This is a genomic window from Plasticicumulans acidivorans (assembly GCF_003182095.1).
In the GTDB taxonomy this organism is placed as follows: Bacteria; Pseudomonadota; Gammaproteobacteria; order Competibacterales; family Competibacteraceae; genus Plasticicumulans; species Plasticicumulans acidivorans.
In genome coordinates this window covers 1-20,574 of record NZ_QGTJ01000010.1, presented here as the reverse complement: position 1 = coordinate 20,574, position 20,574 = coordinate 1, and the positions used below count along the sequence as shown (strand labels likewise).

The window sequence follows — 20,574 nt, the reverse complement described above, 5'->3', positions numbered from 1 at the left end:
CGCCGCTCAGCGCAGCAGGTTCAGCACCAGCCAGTAGAAGAAGTGGGTCACCAGATTGATCATCGGGTCGATGATGCGCCCGAGCATGCCGGTCGCCATCAGCAGCACCAGCACCAGCAGACCGATCTGATCGAAGCGGTACATCGCCGCGCCGTAGCGTGCCGGCAGCAACGCGGCGAGCACACGCGAGCCATCGAGCGGCGGCAGCGGCAGCAGATTGAGCACCGCCAGCACGACGTTGATGATGATGCCGTCATGGCCCATGAAGAACAGCGGCTGGCCGAGCATCGGCAGCGTGTGCGAGAGCACGGCGCCGAGCACCATCATCAACACCCAGCCGAGCGCCATCAGCAGATTGGCGCCCGGGCCGGCCAGCGCGACGAAGGCCATGTCGCGGCGCGGCTGACGCAGGCGGTACATGCTCACCGACACCGGCTTGGCCCAGCCGAAGATGAAGCCGGCGGTGAAGAACAGCACCAGCGGCACCAGCACCGTGCCGATCGGGTCGACATGGCGCAGCGGATTGAGGCTCAGCCGCCCCTGCGACTGTGCGGTGGTGTCACCAAAGCGCAGCGCCGCCCAGCCGTGGGCGACCTCATGCAGGGTGATGGCGAGCAGGATGGGCAGAGCCATCACGGCGAGGCGCTGGATATCGGTCAGTTCTGGCATCGGCGAAGTATACGGACGCTGGTGGTAAAGGTTCAGTCGAGAAAAGCGCTGGCGTCGCCCTTGCCCTGACGCACCAGCACCGGTGGCAGCCCTTCGACCAGATCGAGCACCGTCGTCGGCTGCACCGCGCACAGGCCGCCGTCGATGATCAGGTCGATCTGACTGCCGACCTGGTCTTCGACATCGTTGGGATCGCCGAGTGCCAAGTCGTCGCCAGGCAGCAGCAGCGAACTGCTCATGATCGGCTCGCCGAGCTCATCGAGCAGGGCGTTGTCGACCGGATGTCCGGGGATGCGGATGCCGATGGTCTTGCGCTTGGGGTTCTGCAGGCGCCGCGGCACCTCGTGGGTGGCGCGCAGGATGAAGGTGAACGGCCCCGGCGTCAGCGCCTTGAGCAGCCGGAACTGCGCATTGTCGACACGGGCATAGGTGCTGATCTCGGAGAGATCGCGGCAGACCAGCGTGAAGTTGTGGGTCTTCTCGTCGAGGCGGCGGATGCGCTGGATGCGTTCCTGCGCGCCCTTGTCGCCGATCTGGCAGCCGAAGGCGTAGCTCGAATCGGTCGGGTAGGCGATGACGCCCCCAGAGCGCAGGCAATCGACCACCCGTCGCAGCAGCCGCGGCTGCGGATTGACCGGATGGATCTCGATGCGTTCGCTCATGGTACGGCCCCTGCATATCTGTGGCGCGCACCATGCCACCGCCTCCGGTCAAGGGTCAAATCGCCAGTGCCCGCAAGCACATGCGCCGGCCGGCCAGCGTGCCAGCCGCAGGCCGACTGTGACCTTAAGTCGCGCTTCAGCCGGCCTGCGGCGATTCGGTTAGACTGCCGCCCACCTCAACAGCCGGACCTGCTGATTCCTCGATGAAGATCCTGCTCGATTTCCTGCCCGTGGTGGCCTTTTTCGTAGCGTTCAAGCTGAGTGCCGACGACATGTTCGTCGCCACCGGCGCGGCCATCATCGCCAGCGTGCTGGTCGTCGCCTGGACCTGGTGGCGCGAGGGCCGCGTCGAGAAAATGGCGATCGCCAGCGCCGGCCTGATGGTGGTGCTCGGCGGCATCACCCTGCTGCTGCATGACGACACCTTCGTGCTGTGGAAACCGACGGCCGTCAACTGGCTGTTCGCGCTGGTGTTCCTCGGCAGTCAGTGGATCGGCGGGCAGCCGCTGGTGCAGCGCATGCTCGGCCAGCAGCTGGAGCTGCCGGATGCGCTGTGGCGGCGCCTGAACTTCGCCTGGATCGCCTTCTTCGCCTTCAGCGGCGCGGCCAGTCTCTACGTCGCCTTCCACTACGATCGCGAGACCTGGGTGAACTTCAAGCTGTTCGGCATGCTCGGACTGACCGTGCTGTTCGTGCTCGGCCAGGGCCTGTGGCTCGCCCGCCACGTCAAGCAACCCGATACCTGAACCGGCTTTCGCCCCCTGCCCAAGCCCACCCCGGAGTTCCCGCGGATGCTCTACCTGATACACGGCCGGGACGTGCCCGGCAGCCTGGCGGCGCGTCTCGCCGCCCGCCCCGCCCACCTCGAACGCCTGCAGGCACTGCAGGACGCCGGTCGCCTGCTCACCGCCGGCCCGCTGCCGGCGATCGACAGCCCCGATCCCGGCGAAGCGGGCTTCAGCGGCAGCCTGATCGTCGCCGAGTTCGACGATCTCGAAGCCGCCCGCATCTGGGCCGAAGCCGACCCTTACGTCGCCGCCGGCGTCTACGCTGGCGTTGAAGTCAGCCCGTACAAACAGGTATTCCCGCGATGAGCAGCCCGCGTGTCGACGCCATCGAACAACGTCTGCGTGCCACTTTTGCGCCGCTGCAGCTGACGATCCGCGATGACAGCCAGCAGCATGCCGGCCATCGCGACCCGCGCGACGGCGGTCACTTCAGCGTCTACGTGGTCAGCGCCGCCTTTGCCGGCCAGACGCTGATCAAGCGCCACCGCGCCGTGCACGACTGTCTCGCCGACCTGATGCCGAACGAAATCCATGCCTTGAGCATCAAGGCACAAACCCCCGAAGAACTGCAGCAGTCGCACTAAAGGAAGCTCCATGCAGATCAAGCGTTTCGCCCCGGCCGTGCTCGGCCTGTCCCTGACTCTCGCGCTCGGTGCCGCGCAGGCTGAAGACGCTCCGGCCACACCGAAGCCGGCAGCTGCCCAGCCGGCGGCGCAGCCGCTGCCCGACCCGGTCGCCACCGTCAACGGCCAGCCGATCCCGAAGAGCATCTTCCTCGCCTACCAGCAGCAGCGCGCCCGCCAGCTGGCGGCAACCGGCGCCGGCCCGAACGCCGAAGATGGCAATACCCAGCTGATCGACGAACTGGTGATGCAGGAACTGCTGGTGCAGAAGGCCGATGCCGAAAAGCTCGCCCAGGACCCGGAGATCGCCGCTCAGCTCGACCTGCTGCGCCGCAACCTGCTGGCGACCTTCGCCGTGCGCAAGTACCTGAAGACTGCGCAGCCGAGCGAGGCCGACATCAAGGCCGAGTATGACAAGGCCGTGGCGATGATGAAGGTCAAGGAATACAAGGCCCGCCACATCCTGGTCGACGACGAAGCCAAGGCCAAGTCACTGATCGAGCAGCTGAACAAGGGTGCCAAGTTCGAGGATCTGGCCAAGGCCAACTCCAAGGACGGCTCCAAGGACCAGGGCGGCGATCTCGGCTGGTTCACGCCGGACATGATGGTCGAGCCTTTCGCGCAGGCGGTGGTCGGCCTCGACAAGGGCAAGTTCACCGAGAAGCCGGTCAAGACCCAGTTCGGCTGGCACGTGATCCAGCTCGAAGACTCGCGCGACAAGACGCCGCCGAGCCTCGATGAGCTGCGCCCGCAGATCGCGCAGATGCTGCAGGGCAAGCTGGTCAACGACTATCTGGAAAAGCTCAAGTCCGAGGCCAAGATCGAGGTCGAGGTCAAGTAAGCGCGCCTGCTGCCCGCACCAGCCCCGCCACGGCGGGGCTTTTTATTGGTTGCCTGCGCTCAGTCCGCCGCGAGCCGATGCGCGAATGCCTCCGCCGACAGCGGCCTGGCGAACAGATACCCCTGACCACCGCCGCAGCCCAGCGCCAGCAGCCACTCGCGCTGCGCCGCCGACTCCACCCCTTCGGCGATCAGCTCCAGTCCGAGGCTGTGTGCCAGCGCCACGATCGCGCGGGTGATGGCGACATCATTGCCGTCGTCCGGCAGGCCGCAGACGAAGGAGCGATCGATCTTCAGGCGGGCCAGCGGAAAGCGCTTGAGGTAGGCCAGGCTGGAATAGCCGGTGCCGAAATCGTCGATGGCGACGCCGATGCCGCGCGCGCGCAGCGCCCCGAGCAGTTCGCGCGCCGCTTCGGCATCGTCCATCAGGCTGGTTTCGGTCAGTTCCAGTTCGAGCTGCTCGGGCGGCAGGCCGCTGGCCTGCAGCGCCGCGTCGATACGCTCCAACAGATTGGCACTGCGCAGCTGCCGTGCCGACAGGTTCACCGCCATCATCAGCGGCGGCAGACCGGCCGCGCGCCAGGTCGCCGCCTGACGGCAGGCCTCGCGCAGCACCCATTCGCCGATCGGCAGGATCAGTCCGGTTTCCTCGGCCAGCGGGATGAAGTCCGCCGGCGCGATCGCGCCGCGCTGCGGATGCGTCCAGCGCAGCAGTGCCTCGGCACCGACGATGCGTCCGCTGCGCAGCTCGACCTGCGGCTGATAGGCCAGATGCAGCTCGCCGCGCTCCAGCGCCTGGCTCAGCTGGTTTTCCAGCCACAGCCGTGCGGCGAACGGTGCATTCATGTCGGCGGAAAAGAACTGGCAGCTGCCACGGCCGGCGCGCTTGGCGTGCTGCATCGCCAGATCGGCATGACGCAGCAGACTCGCCACGTCGCATCCGTCGAGCGGGTGCACGGCAATGCCGATGCTGGCCGTGCAGCGCAGCTCCTGCCCATCGATCACCAGCGGCTGCGCCAGCGCGGTGAGCAGCTTGGCACCGACCAGACCGGCTTCGGCCGCCTCACCGAGCCGCGGCAGCAGCACGCCGAACTCATCGGCGCTCAGCCGTGCCAGCGTGTCGGCACCGCGCAGCACCTCGCCGAGGCGCACCGCAACCGCACGCAGCAGCAGGTCGCCGGCGGTGTGGCCGAGCGCGTCGTTGATCGGCTTGAAGCGATCGAGGTTGACACAGAGCACGCCGACCACACCATGCCGCGCCGCCGTCGCCAGCGCCTGCTGCACGCGGTCTTCGAGCAGGGCGCGGTTCGGCAGGCCGGTCAGCAGATCGTGCTGCGCCAGGTGGCGGATGTGCGCCTCGGCCGCCTTGCGTTCGCTGAGGTCGGAAAACACCGCGACGAAGTGGCTCGGCTGGCCATCGGCGCCGCGCACCGCATTCAGCGACAGCCAGGCCGGGAACAGCGTGCCGTCACGCTGGCGCAGCCAGATCTCGCCCTGCCAGGCACCCTGCGCCGCCAGCTCGGTTTCGAGCGCGGCGATAAAGGCGTCGTCCTGCACGCCGGCCCGTGGCAGCTCCTGCTCGTGGCCGAGCACCTCGTTCGCGGTGTAGCCGGTGATCGTGGTGTAGGCGGCATTGACGGTGACGATGCGCCGTGCGGCATCGGTGATGAAGATGCCCTCGCTGCTGCTCTCGAACACCCGCGCGCTCAGCCGCAACCGCTCCTCGATGCGGATGCGATCGAGCGCAAAACCGATGTCATCGGCCATTTCATCAAGCAGGCGCAGACGCTCGACGTCGAAGTAATTGCGCTCACCGGCGTAAACCACCAGCAGCCAGGCCGGCGCTCCGCCCTCACGCACGACAAAGGCCCCCGCGGCCAGCAGACCGTAGTGCTCGGCCTGCTGGCAGCGCTCGGCCAGCCCGAGGCATCCGAAACGCCCCGGCAGATCGTTATCGATCTGGTGCTGGCCACTGCGCAGCGCCTCGCCGCCCGGTCCCTGACCGTAGGGGTGATCCGCCCGCCAGCTGATCACCGAGCCCCGCAAATAAGCCGCGGCCTCGCCGAAACAGCACTGCGGAAACACATCGACACCGGGCTCGCCACAGGCGCCGATCCAGGCCAGGCGAAAACCACCGTGCTCGACGACGATGCGGCAGACCTCGGTAAACAGCGCTTCGCGCGAGCCCAGATGCACGATCGCCTGATTGGTCTGGCTGAGCGCCGCATACAGCGCCGAGACCTGACGCACGCGCCGCTCGGCCCTGTCGGCACGGCTGAAGTTCGTGCGGATCAAGCCGTACAGCAGCACGGCGGTGATGGCGACGAACAGCCAGCCCTTGTACAGCTCCACCGCCGAACGCCAGCGCTCGGCGACCAGCCAGTCGGCCAGCATCCCGGAAAACAGAATCCAGGCCGCCGCTGCCAGCAGGTAGAGCAGACAGATGCGCACCGCCACACGGCGCGCGCGGGACGACACAGCCGGGCTCAGCTCAGGCCCTCCCGGTGAGGATGTTTCAGCCATCGATCCCTCGTCATCACGACTCCTGCCAATCCTTGAGGCGGGAGATGAACGTCGCTTCGTCGAGCACCTCGACACCGAGCGCGTGCGCCTTGTCGAGCTTGCTGCCGGCCTCGCTGCCGGCGACGACGAAGTCGGTCTTCTTCGACACGCTGCCGGCGACGCGCGCACCGAGCGCTTCGAGCTGCGCCTTGGCCTGATCGCGCGTCATGCTGCTCAGCGTGCCGGTCAGCACGCAGGTCTGCCCGGCCAGCGGTGCCTGCATCACCGCCGCCTGCGGCAGTTCGGCGAGCAGCGCATCCGCCGCTGCCAGCGCCACCTGCCAGCGCTCGGCATTCGCCGTCTCGGCGAGCCAGCCACCGAGGCTGTCGGCGAGCGCCGCCGGCCAGCCGTCGATACCAGCTGCCAGCAGCGCGCTGACAGCGGCCGGTGCGAAACGCTCGACCAGCGCCGGCCCCGGCGGCAGCGCCGCGGCGAGCTGCGCGGTGCGCACCTCGGTCAGCTTCGGCACATCGAGCGCCGCCAGCAGCGCGGCCGGCTGCAGGCGTTCGGCGAGCGCCGGGTTCGGCGCGTGCTCATCCGTCGGCTGCACCCCCTGCGCCAGCAGCTCGGCGATCGCCTGGCGGTTGCCCGGCTGGGCGAAGAAATCCTCGACGGTCTCAGCGACTTCGCGGCCGATGTCGGGCAGCGCGCGCAGCAGCGCCGCCGGCGCCGCCATCACCCGCGCCAGACTGCCGAGCCAGTCGGCCAGCGTCTTTGCCGTCGCCTCGCCGACGTGGCGGATGCCGAGCGCGTAGAGCAGCCGCGCCAGCGTGGTGGCACGGCTGGCAGCGATGCTGTCGAGCAGGTTCTGCGCCCACTTGGTGGCGATCTTGCCCTGCTGCACGGTCTCCGGCGTGACGCCGTCGCGCTCGTCGGCACGGCGCTTCATTTCCAGAAACTGTTCGAGACTCAGCCGGTAGAGATCGGCCACGCCGTGCACATAACCGAGCTCGACCAGCTCCTCGACGTAGCGCTCGCCGAGGCCGTCGATGTCCATTGCCCGGCGGCTGGCGAAGTGGATGATCGCCTGCTTGCGCTGCGCTGCGCAGGTCAGGCCACCACTGCAGCGGGCGATCGCCTCACCTTCGAGGCGCTCGATGTGCGAATCACACACCGGGCAGCGCGTCGGCGGCTGCCAGACCGGCGGCGCCGGCTGCGGCCGGCGTTCGAGCAGCACGCCGACCACCTCGGGGATGACGTCGCCGGCCCGGCGCACGCTGACGGTGTCGCCGACGCGCACGTCCTTGCGGGCGACTTCGTCGAAGTTGTGCAGCGTGGCGTTGGTGACGGTGACGCCACCGACCGCCACCGGCGCCAGCCGCGCCACCGGCGTAATCGCGCCGGTGCGCCCGACCTGCACGTCGATCTGCTCGACCGTGGTCAGCTGCTCCTGCGCCGGGTACTTGTGCGCGATCGCCCAGCGCGGCGCGCGGGAGACGAAGCCGAGCTCACGCTGCCAGTCGAAGCGCTCGACCTTGTAGACCACACCGTCGATGTCGTAGGCCAGTGCCTCGCGGCGAGCGCCGATGTCACGGTAGTACTCCAGGCAGCCGCCGGCCCCGCTGACGCTGCGCTGCGCCTCGCACACCGGCAGGCCCCAGTCGCGCAGACGCGCGATCAGCGCCGACTGGCGCTGCGGCAGTTCGCCGCCCTGCACCTCGCCGAGGCCGTAGGCGTAGAACGACAGCCGGCGTTGAGCGGTGATCTGCGGGTCGAGCTGGCGCAGGCTGCCGGCGGCGGCGTTGCGCGGATTGGCGAAGGTTTTCTCGCCATGGGCGCGGGCCTGCTGGTTGAGCCGCTCGAAATCCGCCTTGCGCATGAACACCTCGCCGCGCACTTCGAGCACCGCCGGCCAATCGTCGCCGTGCAGCGCCAGCGGGATCGCGCGGATGGTGCGCACATTGGCGGTGATGTCCTCGCCGGTGGCCCCGTCGCCGCGCGTCGCCGCCTGCACCAGCTGCCCGCCCGCGTAGCGCAGGTTGACGGCGAGGCCGTCGAGCTTGGGCTCGGCGCTGTATTCGACCGGACCGTCGATGCCGAGGCGCTCGCGCACGCGGCGATCGAAGTCGGCGACGTCATCGTCCGCGAAGGCGTTGTCGAGCGACAGCATCGGCACGGCATGCACCACTTCGGCAAAACCGCCGGCCGGGCGGCCGCCGACACGCTGCGTCGGCGAGTCGAGACGCACCCACTGCGGATGCGCGACTTCGAGCGCGCGCAGCTCGCGCATCAGCGCGTCGTACTCGGCGTCCGGCAGCTGCGGCTCGTCGAGCACGTAGTACAGATAGTCGTGATGGTTGATCTGGGTCCGCAGCGCTTCCAGGCGGGCGAGTTCGTCCTGCATCGGGGTTTTGGCTCAGGCAGTGGTCGTGGAAGGCAGGCGACGCTGGTACTCGCCGATGCGCAGGCGCAGCGTGCTGATGCCATCGGGGCCGAGGCGCAGACGCTTTTCGTCGCACAGCGTGCCACCGAGGCGGGCAGCAAGGCGGCGCGCCTGGCCGAGCATGAATTCCAGCGCCGGCAGCGGCTCCATCGCACCGGGCAGGCGCATGAACAGCAGCAGGCCCGGCGTACTCAGCCGCTGCACGCCGGACGGCGGGAAATTGCCGGGCTCGACCAGATTGGCGATCGAGAACACCGGCTTGCCCTGCACCTCGCCCGGGTAGCCGTCGAACAGACCGCCGGTGCTGAATTTCAGGCCCAGCTCGTGCGCCGCCATCAGGATCTCGGTGCCGGTGAAGCGGCCGCCGGCCTCGGCGGTAATGGTGAGAATGACGAACTCCGTCGGGGCTGCCGGCGGTGTGGCACGCGGTGGCGTCTGCGGCATCGCGGCAGGCTGCTTGGCATTGGCCGCCGGGCGTAAATCCATCCGTGGAATCTCGATCTTCGGCTCCTGCCGGGATTCGGCCTTCGCCTCGCCCGGCTCGCGCCTGGGTTCGCCGGGCGCTGGCTCCGTCGCCGGCACGGCCACCGTCGCCGCCGGCTCCGCACTGCTCTCCGGCGCCGCCGGCTCGCTGCCGACCGGCTGACTGCCGAGCGATTCGCCCCTGACCGGCTCGCTGCCGGCTGGCTCCGGCTCGGCCGCGGCTTCCGCCGCCGCGACGGGAGTGCCGGATTTGTCACGCACCACCGGGATGATCTCGACATCGACCAGGCGCTGATGCGCGAACGGATCATGCGGCGCGACTTTCGCCGACACCTCACCGATCGGCTTCTCGGCGATCGGCTCCCCAGTGCGCAGAGAATCCAGCGCGGCCTTCTCATGCGCAGAACGCTGCGCGCGACGACGGGCACGCTCCTCGAAGCTCGCGCGCAGGCGTGCGCGGATGCCCCACAGGTAGACCAGCGCGATCAGCACCGCGCCGGCTGCCAGCACGGCGAGGCGCGCCTCGCCCGTCGTCATGTTCTCGAACCCCATTGCAAATACCTCCCGACAGGGTGCGACTCAGCTTGCCGCCAGACGTACGGCTTCTTCCATGTCCACCGATACCAGGCGCGATACGCCCGGCTCGTGCATGGTCACACCCGCCAGATGTTCGGCGACCTCCATGGTTGCCTTGTTGTGCGTGATAAAGATGAACTGCACCCGCGCCGACATCTCCTTCAGCAGCCGGCCGAAGCGGCCGACGTTGGCCTCGTCGAGTGGCGCGTCGACCTCGTCGAGCATACAGAACGGGGCCGGATTCAGCTGGAAGATGGCGAACACCAGTGCCACCGCGGTCAGTGCTTTTTCCCCACCCGAAAGTAGTGTGATGTTGGCGACTTTCTTGCCCGGCGGCTGCGCCATGATCGCCACGCCGGCATCGAGCACGTCCTCGCCGGTCATTTCCAGATAGGCCTGGCCACCGCCGAACAGCCGCGGGAACAGCGCCTGCAGATCGGCGTTGACCTTGTCGAAGGTCTCGCGAAAGCGCGCGCGGGTCTCGCGGTCGATCTTGCGGATCGCGTTTTCCAGCGTCGCCAGCGCCTCGCTGAGGTCGGCATGCTGGGCGTCGAGGTAGCGCTGGCGCTCGGCCAGCTCGGCGTATTCCTCGATCGCTGTCAGATTGACGTTGCCGAGGCGGCGGACGCGCTCGCCGAGCTCATCGAGCCGCTGCTGCCAGGCGCCCTCCTCGGCCTGCGCCACCAGCCCGGCCAGCAGCGCGTCGGGATCGGCTTCGAGTTCGAGCAGCTGCTCGGCGAGGCCGGTGCGGCGCACCCGCGCCTCGTTCCAGGCCAGACGCTCGGCTTCCAGGCGGTCGCGCTGCGCCAGCAGCGCCTGTTCGCACTGCCCGCGCCCCTGCTCCAGCGTGCGCAGCGCCTCGCTGGCGGCAGCCAGCGCATCGCGCGCCAGCGCCAGCTCGGCCTCGACTTCGAGACGCTGCTCCAGTTCTTCTTCGAGCTGCGCAGCGAGCAGCGCCTGCGGCTCATCACCGGCGTCGAGCTCGGCGGCAAGCGTCGCGCGCCGCGCCGCCGCCTCGCGCCGCTGCTGTTCGAGCCGCGCCAGTGCCTGCCGCAGCGAGGCCAGCGCGGTGCGCTGCGAGCCGGTCGCCAGCGCCAGCCGCTGCACCTGCTCGCGCAGACTGCGGGCCTGCTCGCGGCGGCCGTCCAGCCTCTGGCGCAGCTGTTCGCGCTGCTGCTGGCGCTCGCCGCGCTCGGCCTCGTGCGCGCTCATCGCCTCCAGCGCCGCCTCGTGCTCGCAGCGCAGCTCGGCGGCTTCTTCCTGGCGCTCGCCGAGCTGCTGCACCAGCTCCTCGATCTCGCTCTGGATCGCGGCGCGGCGGCTGGCGCTCTGCTGCAGGCGGGCGCGCAGGGTGTCGACCGCCGCACTCAGCCGCGCCAGCTCGCGGTGGCCGAGGTTGACCGCCTCCTGCGCCTGACGGCGCTGCGCCTCCAGCTCGCCGAGGCTGCCGCGGGCGCTGGCGAGCTGCGCCTGCAGCCGCTCGGCACGGTCGCCATCGAGCTGCAGCCGCTCGCGCAGCGTCTGGATCTCGCGCTCGCGCGCGATGACGCTGCCGTGCTCGTCCTCGCCGCGCGCCACGCTCAGCCAGTCGCGGCCGAGCCGCGTGCCGTCGGCGGTGACGAAACACTCATGCGCGGCCAGCTCGGCGCGGCGTGCCAGCGCCTCGTCGAGATCGGCGACGGTGCGCACGTGTGCGAGCAGACCGTTCAGCGCCGCCGGCCCGCGCAGCTGACCAAGCAGCGCGTCCCCGGCCGCGCCCGCCGGCGCCGGCGCAGGCGCCTGCGTAAGCAGCGTCAGCCGGCCGCGCGCCAGTCCGCGGCTGGCCTGCGCCGGCGCGCTCAGATCATCGACCAGCACCGCTTCGAGGGCATGGCCGAGCGCGGCTTCGGTGGCCGCCTCCCAGCCGGCGCTGACTTCCAGCACTTCGGCCAGCCGCGGCGCCGCATCGAGCCCCTGTGCCTGCAGCCAGTGCGCGAGCGCCTGATCGCGGCGGCCGAGCGCGGCCTCCTGCAGCGTCTCCAGCGAGGCCAGCCGGCCGCGACCGGATTCGAGCCCGGCACGCACGGCATCGAGCTCACCACCGGCCTGGCGGATGACCTCGCGGCGCGCGGCGATGGCCTCGTCGACCTCCAGCAACTGCGCCTCGGCCACAGCCTGTTCGCCAGCGGCAGCCTCGCGCTCAGCCTCAGCGGCTTGCAGCTCGGCGACCGGCGCTTTCGCCGCCAGCGTGTCGTGCTCCAGGCGCAGGCGCTCGATGCGCCGCTCGGCGTCGAGCACCTGGCGCTCCAGCGCCTCGATGCGAGCACGGCCGACCTCGGCGCTGCGCTGGGCATCGGCGGCGCTGCGGCCGAAGCGCTCCCATTCCGCCTGCCAGTCCTGCATCGCCGTCTCGATCTCGGCGAGGGCCTCGCCGGCCTCGGCCTCGGCAGCGCGAGCGACTTCGAGTTCGGGTTCGGCCCGGGCCAGCGCATCGTCCAGCGCCGCCGCCTGCTCGCCATCGACGGCGAGCTGCTCATCGAGCGTCTGCAGCTGGGCATCGAGGCGGTGCTGTTCATCGAGCTGGCGTTCGCGGCGCTCGCGGCTGCCGGCCAGCGCCTGCTCCAGACGGGCGATTTCGGTACCGAGTTCATAAAAGCGCGTCTGCACCGCCTGCGCGCCATCACTGGCGGCGAGCTGGGTTTCACGGGCGCGGGTCAGCTGCGCCTCGGTATCGCGCTGCGCCGCCAGTGCGGCCTCGGCGGCGATCTCCAGCGCCGCGACCTGGCGTTCGTGCGTAGTCACTTCGATGTCGAGCGTGCGCCAGCGCATCGCCAGCAGCTCGCCCTTGACCTGCCGCTCCTCGGCGCGCAGCGCGCGGTACTGCTCGGCGGCGCGCGCCTGGCGCTGCAGCTGCGCGCCACGGCGGGACAGCTCCTCGCGCACGTCGTCGAGGCGCTCCAGGTTTTCGCGGGTGTGGCGGATGCGGGTCTCGGTCTCGCGCCGGCGTTCCTTGTAGCGCGAGATGCCGGCGGCCTCCTCGAAGAAGCCGCGCAGCTCATCGGCACGCGCCTCGATGACGCGCGAGATCATGCCCTGCTCGATGATCGCGTAGCTGCGCGGGCCGAGGCCGGTGCCGAGGAACAGGTCGGTGATGTCGCGGCGGCGGCAGCGCGAACCGTTGAGAAAGTACTGCGAGCTGCCGTCGCGATTGACCAGCCGGCGCACCGCGATCTCGGCGAAGCTCGCCCACTGGCCGCCGAGACGGCCCTCGCCGTTGTCGAACACCAGCTCGACCGAGGCCTGACCGACCGGCTTGCGCGCCGCCGAGCCGCTGAAGATGACATCGGCCATCGAGTCGCCGCGCAGCCGCGAGGCCGCCGATTCACCCATCACCCAGCGCACGGCGTCGATCACGTTCGACTTGCCGCAGCCGTTGGGGCCGAGGATGCCGACGAGATTGCTGGGGAACTGGACGGTGGTCGGGTCGACGAAGGACTTGAACCCGGCCAGGCGAATTTTGCTCAGACGCATGGGGGGCGGCACAGCAGTGGCGATTGGCGCGCGAGGATAACCGAACTCGCCGGCGCTGACAGGCGCATGCTGCACTGCGTTAGAGTGCGCGCCACCCACACTTTCGAGCTAGTCATACGGAGCGCTTTCCCGATGATCGGACCTTTCGCCCGCGGCGCCGGCTGTGCGTTCAGCGGTCTGCGTCTGCTTACCCATCCGCAACTGCGCAGCTTCGTGCTGATTCCGCTGCTCATCAATGTCGTGCTGTTCGGTGGTGGCCTGTGGTGGGGCGGCGGTGAGCTGTCAGCCTTTCTCGATGCGCAGATCGCACGCCTGCCCGACTGGCTGAGCTGGCTGCACTGGCTGATCGTGCCGCTGGTGGCGGTCGCCGCCGCGGCGGTGTTCTTCTACGGCTTCAGCATCGTCGCCAATCTGGTCGGTGCGCCGTTCAACGGCTATCTGGCGGCGCGCGTCGAGCAGATGCGCTGCCCCGGCACGCAGCACCCGCAGCGACCGCTGTGGCAGGAAGTCACGGCCGCCTTCGCCAGCGCCATCGGCTCGCTCGTCTATTTCGTGGCCTGGACGATTCCGTTCCTGCTGCTGTTCTTCATCCCCGGCGTGAATCTGCTGGCGCCGCTGCTGTGGGCGGCGTTCAGCGCCTGGATGCTGGCCCTGCAGTACCTCGATTACCCGCTCGGCAATCACGGCATCAGTTTTCGTGAACAGCGCCGGCTGCACGCGCAGGATCGCCTGCGCACCTTCGGCTTCGGCTGCGGCGTGCTGCTGCTGACCTTCATTCCCGGCCTCAACCTGCTGGCGATGCCGGCGGCGGTGATCGGCGCCACGCTGCTGCACTGCGAGCGCTCCGCGGCGCGCTGAAACGCCGCTCAGACGCCGAGCCGGGCGCCGACGCCCACGCCGGCGAAGTAGGCGCGGATCTGTGTCGACGGCATCGGCTTGGCGAAGTGATAGCCCTGACCGAAGCCGGTGCCGATCGACTTGATGAAGTGCATCTGCTCCTGGGTCTCGATGCCTTCGCAGATCACCGAAAGCTCCAGCGCACGCGCCATCGCCACGATGGCGCTGACCAGCTCGGTGACTTCGGTTTCTTCCGGCACACCGGTGAGGAAGGACTTGTCGATCTTCAGCGTGCGCACCGGGAAACGGCGCAGATAGCTCAGCGAGGAATAGCCGGTACCGAAGTCGTCGATCGCCAGACGCACCCCCTCGCGGCTGAGCGTGTTCATGACGTCGAGCGCGTGCATGTCCTTGTCGAGGAACAGACGCTCGGTCAGCTCCAGCATCAGCGCCTCGCCCGGAATTTTCTGCCGGCGCAGCTTGGAGCGCACCATGTCGATGAAGCCGGCATCGTCGAACTGGCGCGCCGAGACATTGACCGCCATGTGCAGGTACGGGCCGAACTGCTCGCGCCACTCGCCGAGCTCGCGGCAGGCGGTATCGAGCACCCAGGCGCCGATGTCGACGATCAGCCCGGTCTCCTCGGCGACCTGCACGAAGCGGTCCGGCGAAACCACGCCGAGCGTCGGATTGCTCCAGCGCAGCAGCGCCTCGGCACCGACCGGGCGGCCGCTCGCCAGCTCGATCACCGGCTGGTAGACCACCGAGAACTCGCCGCGCTCAAGCGCGCCGTGCAGCAGCTCCTCGATCTGCGCCGACTCCAGCATGCGCTCGCGCATCGCCTCGTCGTACAGGCGGAAGCGATCGCGGCCCTCGGCCTTGGCACGGTTGCGCGCGGTGTCGGCGCAGCGCAGCAGAATGTCGGCCTCACGCCCGTCGAGCGGGTACAGCGCGGCACCGACCGAGACTGTGGTGTGCACCTGCTGATCGCCGCTGACCAGCGGCTGGTGGAAGGCATCGACCAGCCGGCGCAGGAAGCCGGACACCTCGTCGAGGCCCTTGCGCCGCACCAGCATGATGAGGAATTCATCGCCGCCGAAACGCGAAACCAGGTCGTAGCGACCGATCAGCTCCAGCAGGCGCTCGCCCGCCGCCGCCAGCATGTGGTCGCCGGCGGCATGGCCATAACTGAAATTGACCCGCTGCAGGCCGTCCATCGATACGAACAGCAGCGCGGTGACCGAACCGTCGTCGCGATCGGCGCGCTCGATCGCCTCGCCGAGGCGCTGCATCGCCAGCACGCGGTTGGGCAGGCCGGTGAGCTCGTCGTACTGCGCCCGGCGCAGCATGCGCGCCTCGTAGACGCGCCGCTCACTGACATCTTCGCGGGTGAGGACGTAATGGGTGATCAGCCCGCGCTCGTCACGCAGCGGCGCCACCTGCACCGACTCCCAGAACTTGTTGCCATCACTGCGGCAGCTTTCGATTTCGGCATGCCAGACGCGGCCTTCGGCCAGCGCGTTCCACATTTCGGCGACCTGTCCGGATTCGATGCGATCGGACGGCAGCCGCCCCAGCCGCGCGCCGATGATCGCCTCCGGCGAATAGCCGGACATCGCCGTAAAGCGCGGATTGACGAAGCGGATGAAGCCATCGGCGTCGGCGATCAAGACGGCGTTCGGGCTTTGTTCGACCGCCTGCATCAGCACCGTCACCCGCTCGGTCGAAGCCTGCAGGTCGGCGGTGCGGGCAGCCACGCGGTCGCCGAGCGCGTCGCGCATCTGCTCAAGCCGGCGCTGCTGGCGCAGCAACAGGGCGACCAGCAGGCCGCCGCAGACCAGCGCCACCGACAGCAGCACCACGGCGAAGCGGTTGATGTGCGAAATCGCCTGCTGCTTCTCCTCGATCGAGGCGCGCTGCGCTTCGAGTGCGACACGCTGCTGCGCGGCCATGCGGCCGATCATCTGATCGAGCGGCGGGCCGAAGCGGGCGCGCAGCAGATCGGCATCGACCCGTGGCAGTGCCGCCAGCGGCTTGAAGCCCTGCAGCCAGTGACCGACATCCTCGATGATTTCGGCGGCGCCCGGCAGCTCGTGGTAGGACTCGTCGCGCAGATCTCGCTGCATCGCCTGCAGGCTGTTGCCGAGCTCGTCGGCCAGCGCGCGCAGCTCGACCATGCCTTCCGGCTGCTCTTCCTGCAGGCGCTCCAGCGCGATCTGCAGGCGCACCGCCGAGCGCATCAGCGACAGCGTCAGGTCGGCGGCGTCGTGGCGCACCAGCGAGCGCTGGGCTTCGAGCTCGCTGGAGTAGCGCCAGAATACGCCGTACATCGAGCCGAACAGCAGCAGCGTCAGCACCGCCGCAATCAGTGGCAGCCAGCGGTTCTGATCCATGGATGCAGCCAAGGCAGCGGGTTTGGGAGGCATCGCGACAGGATTCCGGAAATAAAGAAGGCCCGACGATTATCGTCGGGCCTCCGCTGGCGCGCGACTGCCGCGTATCAGGCGCCGAGCTCGGCGAGACAGGACGCTACGATGTCGAGCCCTTCATCGACCAGCGCCGGCTCCGCGGTCAGCGGTACCAGCACACGGATGACGTTGGCATAAGTGCCGCAGGACAGCAGGATCAGGCCCTTCTCGAAAGCCTTGGCCACCAGCGCCTTGGTCAGCGCCGCCGCCGGCTTGTGCACATCGCCGCCCTCGCCGAGCTCGAAGGCGACCATCGCACCGAGGCCGCGCACGTCGACGATCGACTTGTGCTTGCCGGCCAGCGTGTGCAGGCGACCGCTGAGCTGCTCACCGAGGGCACGGGAACGCTCCAGCAGCTTGTCGCGCTCGAACACTTCGAACACCGCCAGCGCCGCGGCGCAGGCCACCGGGTTGCCGCCGTAGGTGCCACCGAGGCCGCCCGGCACCGGCGCTTCCATGATCTGCGGCTTGCCGATCACCGCCGCCAGCGGGTAGCCGCCGCCGATCGACTTGGCCATCGTCACCACGTCCGGCTGCACGCCGGACTGATGCACGGCGAGCCAGCTGCCGGTACGCCCGGCACCGGCCTGCACTTCGTCGACGATCATGACGATGCCGTGGGCATCGCACAGCGCCCGCACGCGCTCCAGGAATTCCTTCGGCGCGACGACGAAACCGCCCTCGCCCTGCACCGGCTCGACGATGATCGCGGCGACGCTGGCCGGATCGACATCGAACTTGAACAGCTTCTCGATCGAGGCGATCGAATCATCGACGCTGACGCCGTGCAGCGCGTTCGGGAAGGCCGCGTGATAGATGCCGGTCGGGAACGGGCCGAAGCCAGTCTTGTACGGCGCGACCTTGCCGGTCAGGCTCATCGCCAGCAGCGTGCGACCGTGGAAGCCGCCGCCGAAGGCGATCACCGCACCGCGGCCGGTGTAGGCGCGGGCGACCTTGACGGCGTTTTCCACCGCCTCGGCACCGGTGCTGACCAGGAAGCTCTTGGCATCGGGAATGCCCGACAGCGCATTCAGCTTCTCACAGACGCTGACGTAGCTTTCATAGGCGGTGACCATGAAGCAGGTGTGGTTGAGCTTGGCAGCCTGCGTCTGCACCGCGGCGGTGACATGCGGGTTGACGTTGCCGACGTTGAGCACGGCGATGCCGCCGGCGAAGTCGATGTAGCGGCGGCCTTCGACGTCCCACATCTCGGCGTTGTCGGCGTGATCCATGAAGATCGGGAAGCCCTGGCTGACGCCGCGCGGCAGGGCCGCGTTGCGCCGGGCCATCAGTTCGGAATTGCTGCTCATCGTTTTCAGATTCCCATGCACATGTATTTGATTTCGAGGTAGTCCTCGATGCCGTACTTGGAACCCTCGCGACCGATGCCGGAGTTCTTGACGCCGCCGAACGGCGCAACCTCGGTCGAGATGATTCCTGTATTGATGCCGACGATGCCGTACTCCAGCGCCTCACCGACGCGCCAGACGCGGCCGAGATCGCGGGCGTAGAAATAGGCCGCCAGGCCGTACTCGGTGTCGTTGGCCATGGCGATCGCCTCGGCCTCGGTCGAGAAGCGGAACAGCGGTGCCACCGGGCCGAAGATTTCTTCCTTGGCCACGCGCATCGCCGGCGTGACCTCGGTGATCAGCGTCGGCTCGAAGAAGCTCTGGCCGAGCGCATGACGCTTGCCGCCGGCGGCGAGCTTGGCGCCCTTGGCCAGCGCATCGGCCAGCAGCTCCTCGACCTTGGCGACCGCGGCCTCGTCGATCAGCGGACCGATGGTGACGCCGTTCTCCAGACCGTGACCGATCTTCAGCGCGGCGACCTTCTCGGCGAGTTTGGCGGCGAAGGCCTCATACACGCCGTCCTGCACCAGGAGGCGGTTGGCGCAGACGCAGGTCTGGCCGGCGTTGCGGTACTTCGACATCAGCGCGCCTTCGGCGGCAGCGTCGAGGTCGGCGTCATCGAAGACGATGAACGGCGCGTTGCCGCCGAGTTCGAGCGAGACCTTCTTCACCGTCGCCGCGCACTGCGCCATCAGCACACGGCCGATTTCGGTCGAGCCGGTGAAGCTCAGCTTGCGCACCGTCGGATTGGCGGTCAGCTCGCCACCGATCTCGCTCGCCGAGCCGGTGAGCACGTTGAGCACACCGGCCGGGATGCCGGCGCGCTCGGCCAGCACGCACAGCGCCAGCGCCGAATACGGCGTCTGCGAGGCCGGCTTGACCACCATCGTGCAGCCGGCGGCGAGCGCCGGACCGGCCTTGCGGGTGAGCATCGCCGAGGGGAAGTTCCACGGCGTGATCGCCGCGCAGACGCCGATCGGCTCCTTGAGCACGACGATGCGCTTGTCGGCGGCGTGCGCCGGAATGGTGTCGCCGTAGATGCGCTTGCCTTCCTCGGCGAACCACTCGATGAAGCTCGCCGCGTAGGCGATCTCACCGCGCGCCTCGGCCAGCGGCTTGCCCTGCTCGCTGGTCATCAGCACGGCGAGATCTTCCTGGTTCGCCAGCATCAGCTCGAACCACTTGCGCAGACGGTTGGCGCGTTCCTTGGCGGTCAGCGCGCGCCAGGCCGGCAGCGCCCGCTCGGCGGCGGCGATGGCGCGGCGGGTTTCGGCAGTCCCCATCTTCGGCACGCTGCCGATGTGATCGCCGGTCGCCGGGTCGTTGACCTGGATGGTGGCGCCGCTGTCGGCGGCCAGCCACTGGCCGTCGATGTAGCACTGCTGACGCAGCAGGGTCGGATCGTTGAGCTTCATCGTGCGGACTTCCTCCGGTCGTCGTGCGACCGTCTGCGAGCGGCCCCGCCCGGCGGCGGGGTCTGGGGGTACGGGGTTTCAGATCACGCCGGCGGCCTGCAACCGGGCGAGGTCGGCGGCGGAGTAGCCCAGGCGCTCGCGCAGCACCGCCTCGGTATCGCTGCCGAGGGTCGGCGGTGCCGAGCGGTATTCGACCGGCGTTGCCGACAGCTTCAGTGGGCTGCCGACCGCCGGCACGCTGCCGGCCAGCGGATGCGGCAGCTCGACGTGCATGCCGCGGTAGCGCACCTGCGGATCGGCGAACACCTGATCGAGGGTGTTGATCGGACCGCAGGGCACGTTGGCCGCACCCAGTTCGGCCAGCCAGCGATCCCGCGGACGTTCGCGCAGCCGTGCGGCGAGCAGCGGGATCAGCTCGGCGCGGTGGGCGACACGGGCGCTGTTGCTGTGAAAGCGCGGATCGTCGGCCAGCTCGCTGCAGCCGGCGACCGTGCAGAAGCGGCGGAACTGATCGTCGTTGCCGACGGCGAGGATCAGATGGCCGTCGGCGGCGGCGAAAGTCTGGTAGGGCACGATGTTCGGGTGCGCATTGCCCAGACGCTGCGGTGGCACGCCGGTGGTCAGGTAGTTCATCGCCTGGTTGGCGAGCACGGCGACCTGCACGTCGAGCAGCGCCATGTCGATGTACTGCCCTTCGCCGCTGCGCTCGCGGTGCGCCAGCGCGGCGAGCACGCCGATGGTGGCGTACAGCCCGGTCATGACATCGGCCAGCGCCACGCCGACCTTCACCGGGCCGCCGCCCGGCTCGCCGTCGGGCTGGCCGGTCAGGCTCATCAGCCCGCCCATGCCCTGAATCATGAAGTCATAGCCGGGCAGGTTCTTGTACGGCCCGTTCTGGCCGAAGCCGGTGACCGAGCAGTAGATCAGCCGCGGATTGACCACGCGCAGGCTGTGATAGTCGAGGCCGTATTTCTTCAGGCCGCCGACCTTGTAGTTCTCCAGCACCACATCGGCCTGCGCCGCCAGCGCACGCACGATCGCCTGCCCTTCCGGGCGGGTGATGTCGACGGTCACCGAACGCTTGCCGCGGTTGGCGCAGAGAAAGTACGCGCTCTCGCTGGTCGCCGCGCCGTTGGCATCGTGCGCATAGGGCGGCCCCCAGTGGCGGGTGTCGTCACCGCGGCCGGGGCGTTCGATCTTGATGACCTCGGCGCCGAGGTCGGCGAGCGTCTGCCCGGCCCAGGGGCCGGCCAGCACGCGCGACAGATCGAGTACACGCAGATGGGACAGGGCACCGCTCATCATCGTTCTCCTGCTCAGCAGAAGGCCTGGATACCGGTCTGCGCCCGGCCGAGGATCAGCGCATGCACATCGTGCGTGCCCTCGTAGGTGTTGACCGCTTCGAGATT

Annotated in this window: 15 protein-coding genes; 5 read left to right on the top strand and 10 right to left on the bottom strand. The window is 69.0% G+C overall.

The features are described 5' to 3' along the window. Positions 1–6: 6 nt before the first annotated feature. Entirely contained in the window at positions 7–669 is a 663-nt protein-coding gene (locus C7443_RS15465) for a site-2 protease family protein (RefSeq protein WP_110019528.1), read from the bottom strand. 32 nt (positions 670–701) lie between these two features. Then, positions 702–1,331 (bottom strand): L-threonylcarbamoyladenylate synthase, encoded by a 630-nt coding sequence (locus C7443_RS15460; RefSeq protein WP_110019527.1) that lies wholly within the window; start codon positions 1,329–1,331, stop codon positions 702–704. Between the two features lie 203 nt (positions 1,332–1,534). Here C7443_RS15460 and C7443_RS15455 point away from each other — a divergent pair, with 203 nt between their 5' ends. From C7443_RS15455 to C7443_RS15440, 4 genes are read left to right on the top strand one after another with little or no spacing between them, the layout of a single operon-like run. Continuing rightward, positions 1,535–2,077, top strand: coding sequence for a septation protein A (locus tag C7443_RS15455; protein ID WP_110019526.1), 543 nt, complete (start codon positions 1,535–1,537; stop codon positions 2,075–2,077). A 45-nt stretch (positions 2,078–2,122) separates the two neighbouring features. Next, entirely contained in the window at positions 2,123–2,425 is a 303-nt protein-coding gene (locus tag C7443_RS15450; RefSeq protein ID WP_110019525.1) for a YciI family protein, read from the top strand. Further along, complete coding sequence (locus tag C7443_RS15445; RefSeq protein WP_110019524.1) at positions 2,422–2,703, top strand: BolA family protein; 282 nt, start codon at positions 2,422–2,424, stop codon at positions 2,701–2,703. Before C7443_RS15450 ends, C7443_RS15445 begins: the two co-directional genes overlap by 4 nt. Positions 2,704–2,713: 10 nt before the next feature. Further along, positions 2,714–3,583, top strand: a complete 870-nt coding sequence (locus tag C7443_RS15440) for a peptidylprolyl isomerase (RefSeq protein WP_110019523.1) — start codon at positions 2,714–2,716, stop codon at positions 3,581–3,583. A gap of 59 nt (positions 3,584–3,642) precedes the next feature. Here the strand turns inward: C7443_RS15440 and C7443_RS15435 are convergent, their stop codons facing one another. Genes C7443_RS15435 through smc form a run of 4 tightly spaced genes read right to left on the bottom strand, consistent with a single transcriptional unit; the run spans position 3,643 to position 13,096 of the window. After that, the gene (locus tag C7443_RS15435; RefSeq protein WP_110019522.1) at positions 3,643–6,105 is read right to left on the bottom strand and encodes a putative bifunctional diguanylate cyclase/phosphodiesterase; all 2,463 of its coding nucleotides are present in this window, start codon (positions 6,103–6,105) and stop codon (positions 3,643–3,645) included. Between the two features lie 13 nt (positions 6,106–6,118). Then, positions 6,119–8,488 carry an NAD-dependent DNA ligase LigA gene (gene ligA, locus C7443_RS15430; RefSeq protein ID WP_110019521.1) on the bottom strand — a complete coding sequence of 790 codons (2,370 nt, stop codon included), beginning with the start codon at positions 8,486–8,488 and terminating at the stop codon, positions 6,119–6,121. A gap of 12 nt (positions 8,489–8,500) precedes the next feature. After that, entirely contained in the window at positions 8,501–9,562 is a 1,062-nt protein-coding gene (locus C7443_RS15425) for a cell division protein ZipA (protein ID WP_110019520.1), read from the bottom strand. 27 nt (positions 9,563–9,589) lie between these two features. Continuing rightward, the gene (gene smc, locus C7443_RS15420; RefSeq protein WP_110019519.1) at positions 9,590–13,096 is read right to left on the bottom strand and encodes a chromosome segregation protein SMC; all 3,507 of its coding nucleotides are present in this window, start codon (positions 13,094–13,096) and stop codon (positions 9,590–9,592) included. 132 nt (positions 13,097–13,228) lie between these two features. Here smc and cysZ point away from each other — a divergent pair, with 132 nt between their 5' ends. Then, on the top strand, positions 13,229–13,954 hold the full coding sequence (cysZ, locus tag C7443_RS15415; protein WP_110019518.1) for a sulfate transporter CysZ: 726 nt from the start codon (positions 13,229–13,231) through the stop codon (positions 13,952–13,954). Between the two features lie 8 nt (positions 13,955–13,962). On the opposite strand, the gene C7443_RS15410 is transcribed toward cysZ, so the two are convergent. The 4 genes from C7443_RS15410 to C7443_RS15395 form a co-directional block, all read right to left on the bottom strand. Continuing rightward, positions 13,963–16,359: a putative bifunctional diguanylate cyclase/phosphodiesterase gene (locus C7443_RS15410; protein WP_110019517.1), complete on the bottom strand. Its 2,397-nt coding sequence runs from the start codon at positions 16,357–16,359 to the stop codon at positions 13,963–13,965. A gap of 74 nt (positions 16,360–16,433) precedes the next feature. After that, positions 16,434–17,711, bottom strand: coding sequence for a 4-aminobutyrate--2-oxoglutarate transaminase (gabT, locus tag C7443_RS15405; RefSeq protein ID WP_110019516.1), 1,278 nt, complete (start codon positions 17,709–17,711; stop codon positions 16,434–16,436). Between the two features lie 5 nt (positions 17,712–17,716). Continuing rightward, complete coding sequence (gabD, locus tag C7443_RS15400) at positions 17,717–19,165, bottom strand: NADP-dependent succinate-semialdehyde dehydrogenase (protein WP_110019515.1); 1,449 nt, start codon at positions 19,163–19,165, stop codon at positions 17,717–17,719. 78 nt (positions 19,166–19,243) lie between these two features. Continuing rightward, complete coding sequence (locus C7443_RS15395) at positions 19,244–20,467, bottom strand: CaiB/BaiF CoA transferase family protein (protein ID WP_110019514.1); 1,224 nt, start codon at positions 20,465–20,467, stop codon at positions 19,244–19,246. Positions 20,468–20,574: the final 107 nt, after the last annotated feature.

Coding starts and splice junctions, on each gene's coding strand:
- C7443_RS15465 (WP_110019528.1), bottom strand. CDS start 669: ATGCCAGAACTGACCGATATCCAGCGCCTCGCCGTGATGGCTCTGCCC.
- C7443_RS15460 (WP_110019527.1), bottom strand. CDS start 1,331: ATGAGCGAACGCATCGAGATCCATCCGGTCAATCCGCAGCCGCGGCTG.
- C7443_RS15455 (WP_110019526.1), top strand. CDS start 1,535: ATGAAGATCCTGCTCGATTTCCTGCCCGTGGTGGCCTTTTTCGTAGCG.
- C7443_RS15450 (WP_110019525.1), top strand. CDS start 2,123: ATGCTCTACCTGATACACGGCCGGGACGTGCCCGGCAGCCTGGCGGCG.
- C7443_RS15445 (WP_110019524.1), top strand. CDS start 2,422: ATGAGCAGCCCGCGTGTCGACGCCATCGAACAACGTCTGCGTGCCACT.
- C7443_RS15440 (WP_110019523.1), top strand. CDS start 2,714: ATGCAGATCAAGCGTTTCGCCCCGGCCGTGCTCGGCCTGTCCCTGACT.
- C7443_RS15435 (WP_110019522.1), bottom strand. CDS start 6,105: ATGGCTGAAACATCCTCACCGGGAGGGCCTGAGCTGAGCCCGGCTGTG.
- ligA (WP_110019521.1), bottom strand. CDS start 8,488: ATGCAGGACGAACTCGCCCGCCTGGAAGCGCTGCGGACCCAGATCAAC.
- C7443_RS15425 (WP_110019520.1), bottom strand. CDS start 9,562: ATGGGGTTCGAGAACATGACGACGGGCGAGGCGCGCCTCGCCGTGCTG.
- smc (WP_110019519.1), bottom strand. CDS start 13,096: ATGCGTCTGAGCAAAATTCGCCTGGCCGGGTTCAAGTCCTTCGTCGAC.
- cysZ (WP_110019518.1), top strand. CDS start 13,229: ATGATCGGACCTTTCGCCCGCGGCGCCGGCTGTGCGTTCAGCGGTCTG.
- C7443_RS15410 (WP_110019517.1), bottom strand. CDS start 16,359: ATGCCTCCCAAACCCGCTGCCTTGGCTGCATCCATGGATCAGAACCGC.
- gabT (WP_110019516.1), bottom strand. CDS start 17,711: ATGAGCAGCAATTCCGAACTGATGGCCCGGCGCAACGCGGCCCTGCCG.
- gabD (WP_110019515.1), bottom strand. CDS start 19,165: ATGAAGCTCAACGATCCGACCCTGCTGCGTCAGCAGTGCTACATCGAC.
- C7443_RS15395 (WP_110019514.1), bottom strand. CDS start 20,467: ATGAGCGGTGCCCTGTCCCATCTGCGTGTACTCGATCTGTCGCGCGTG.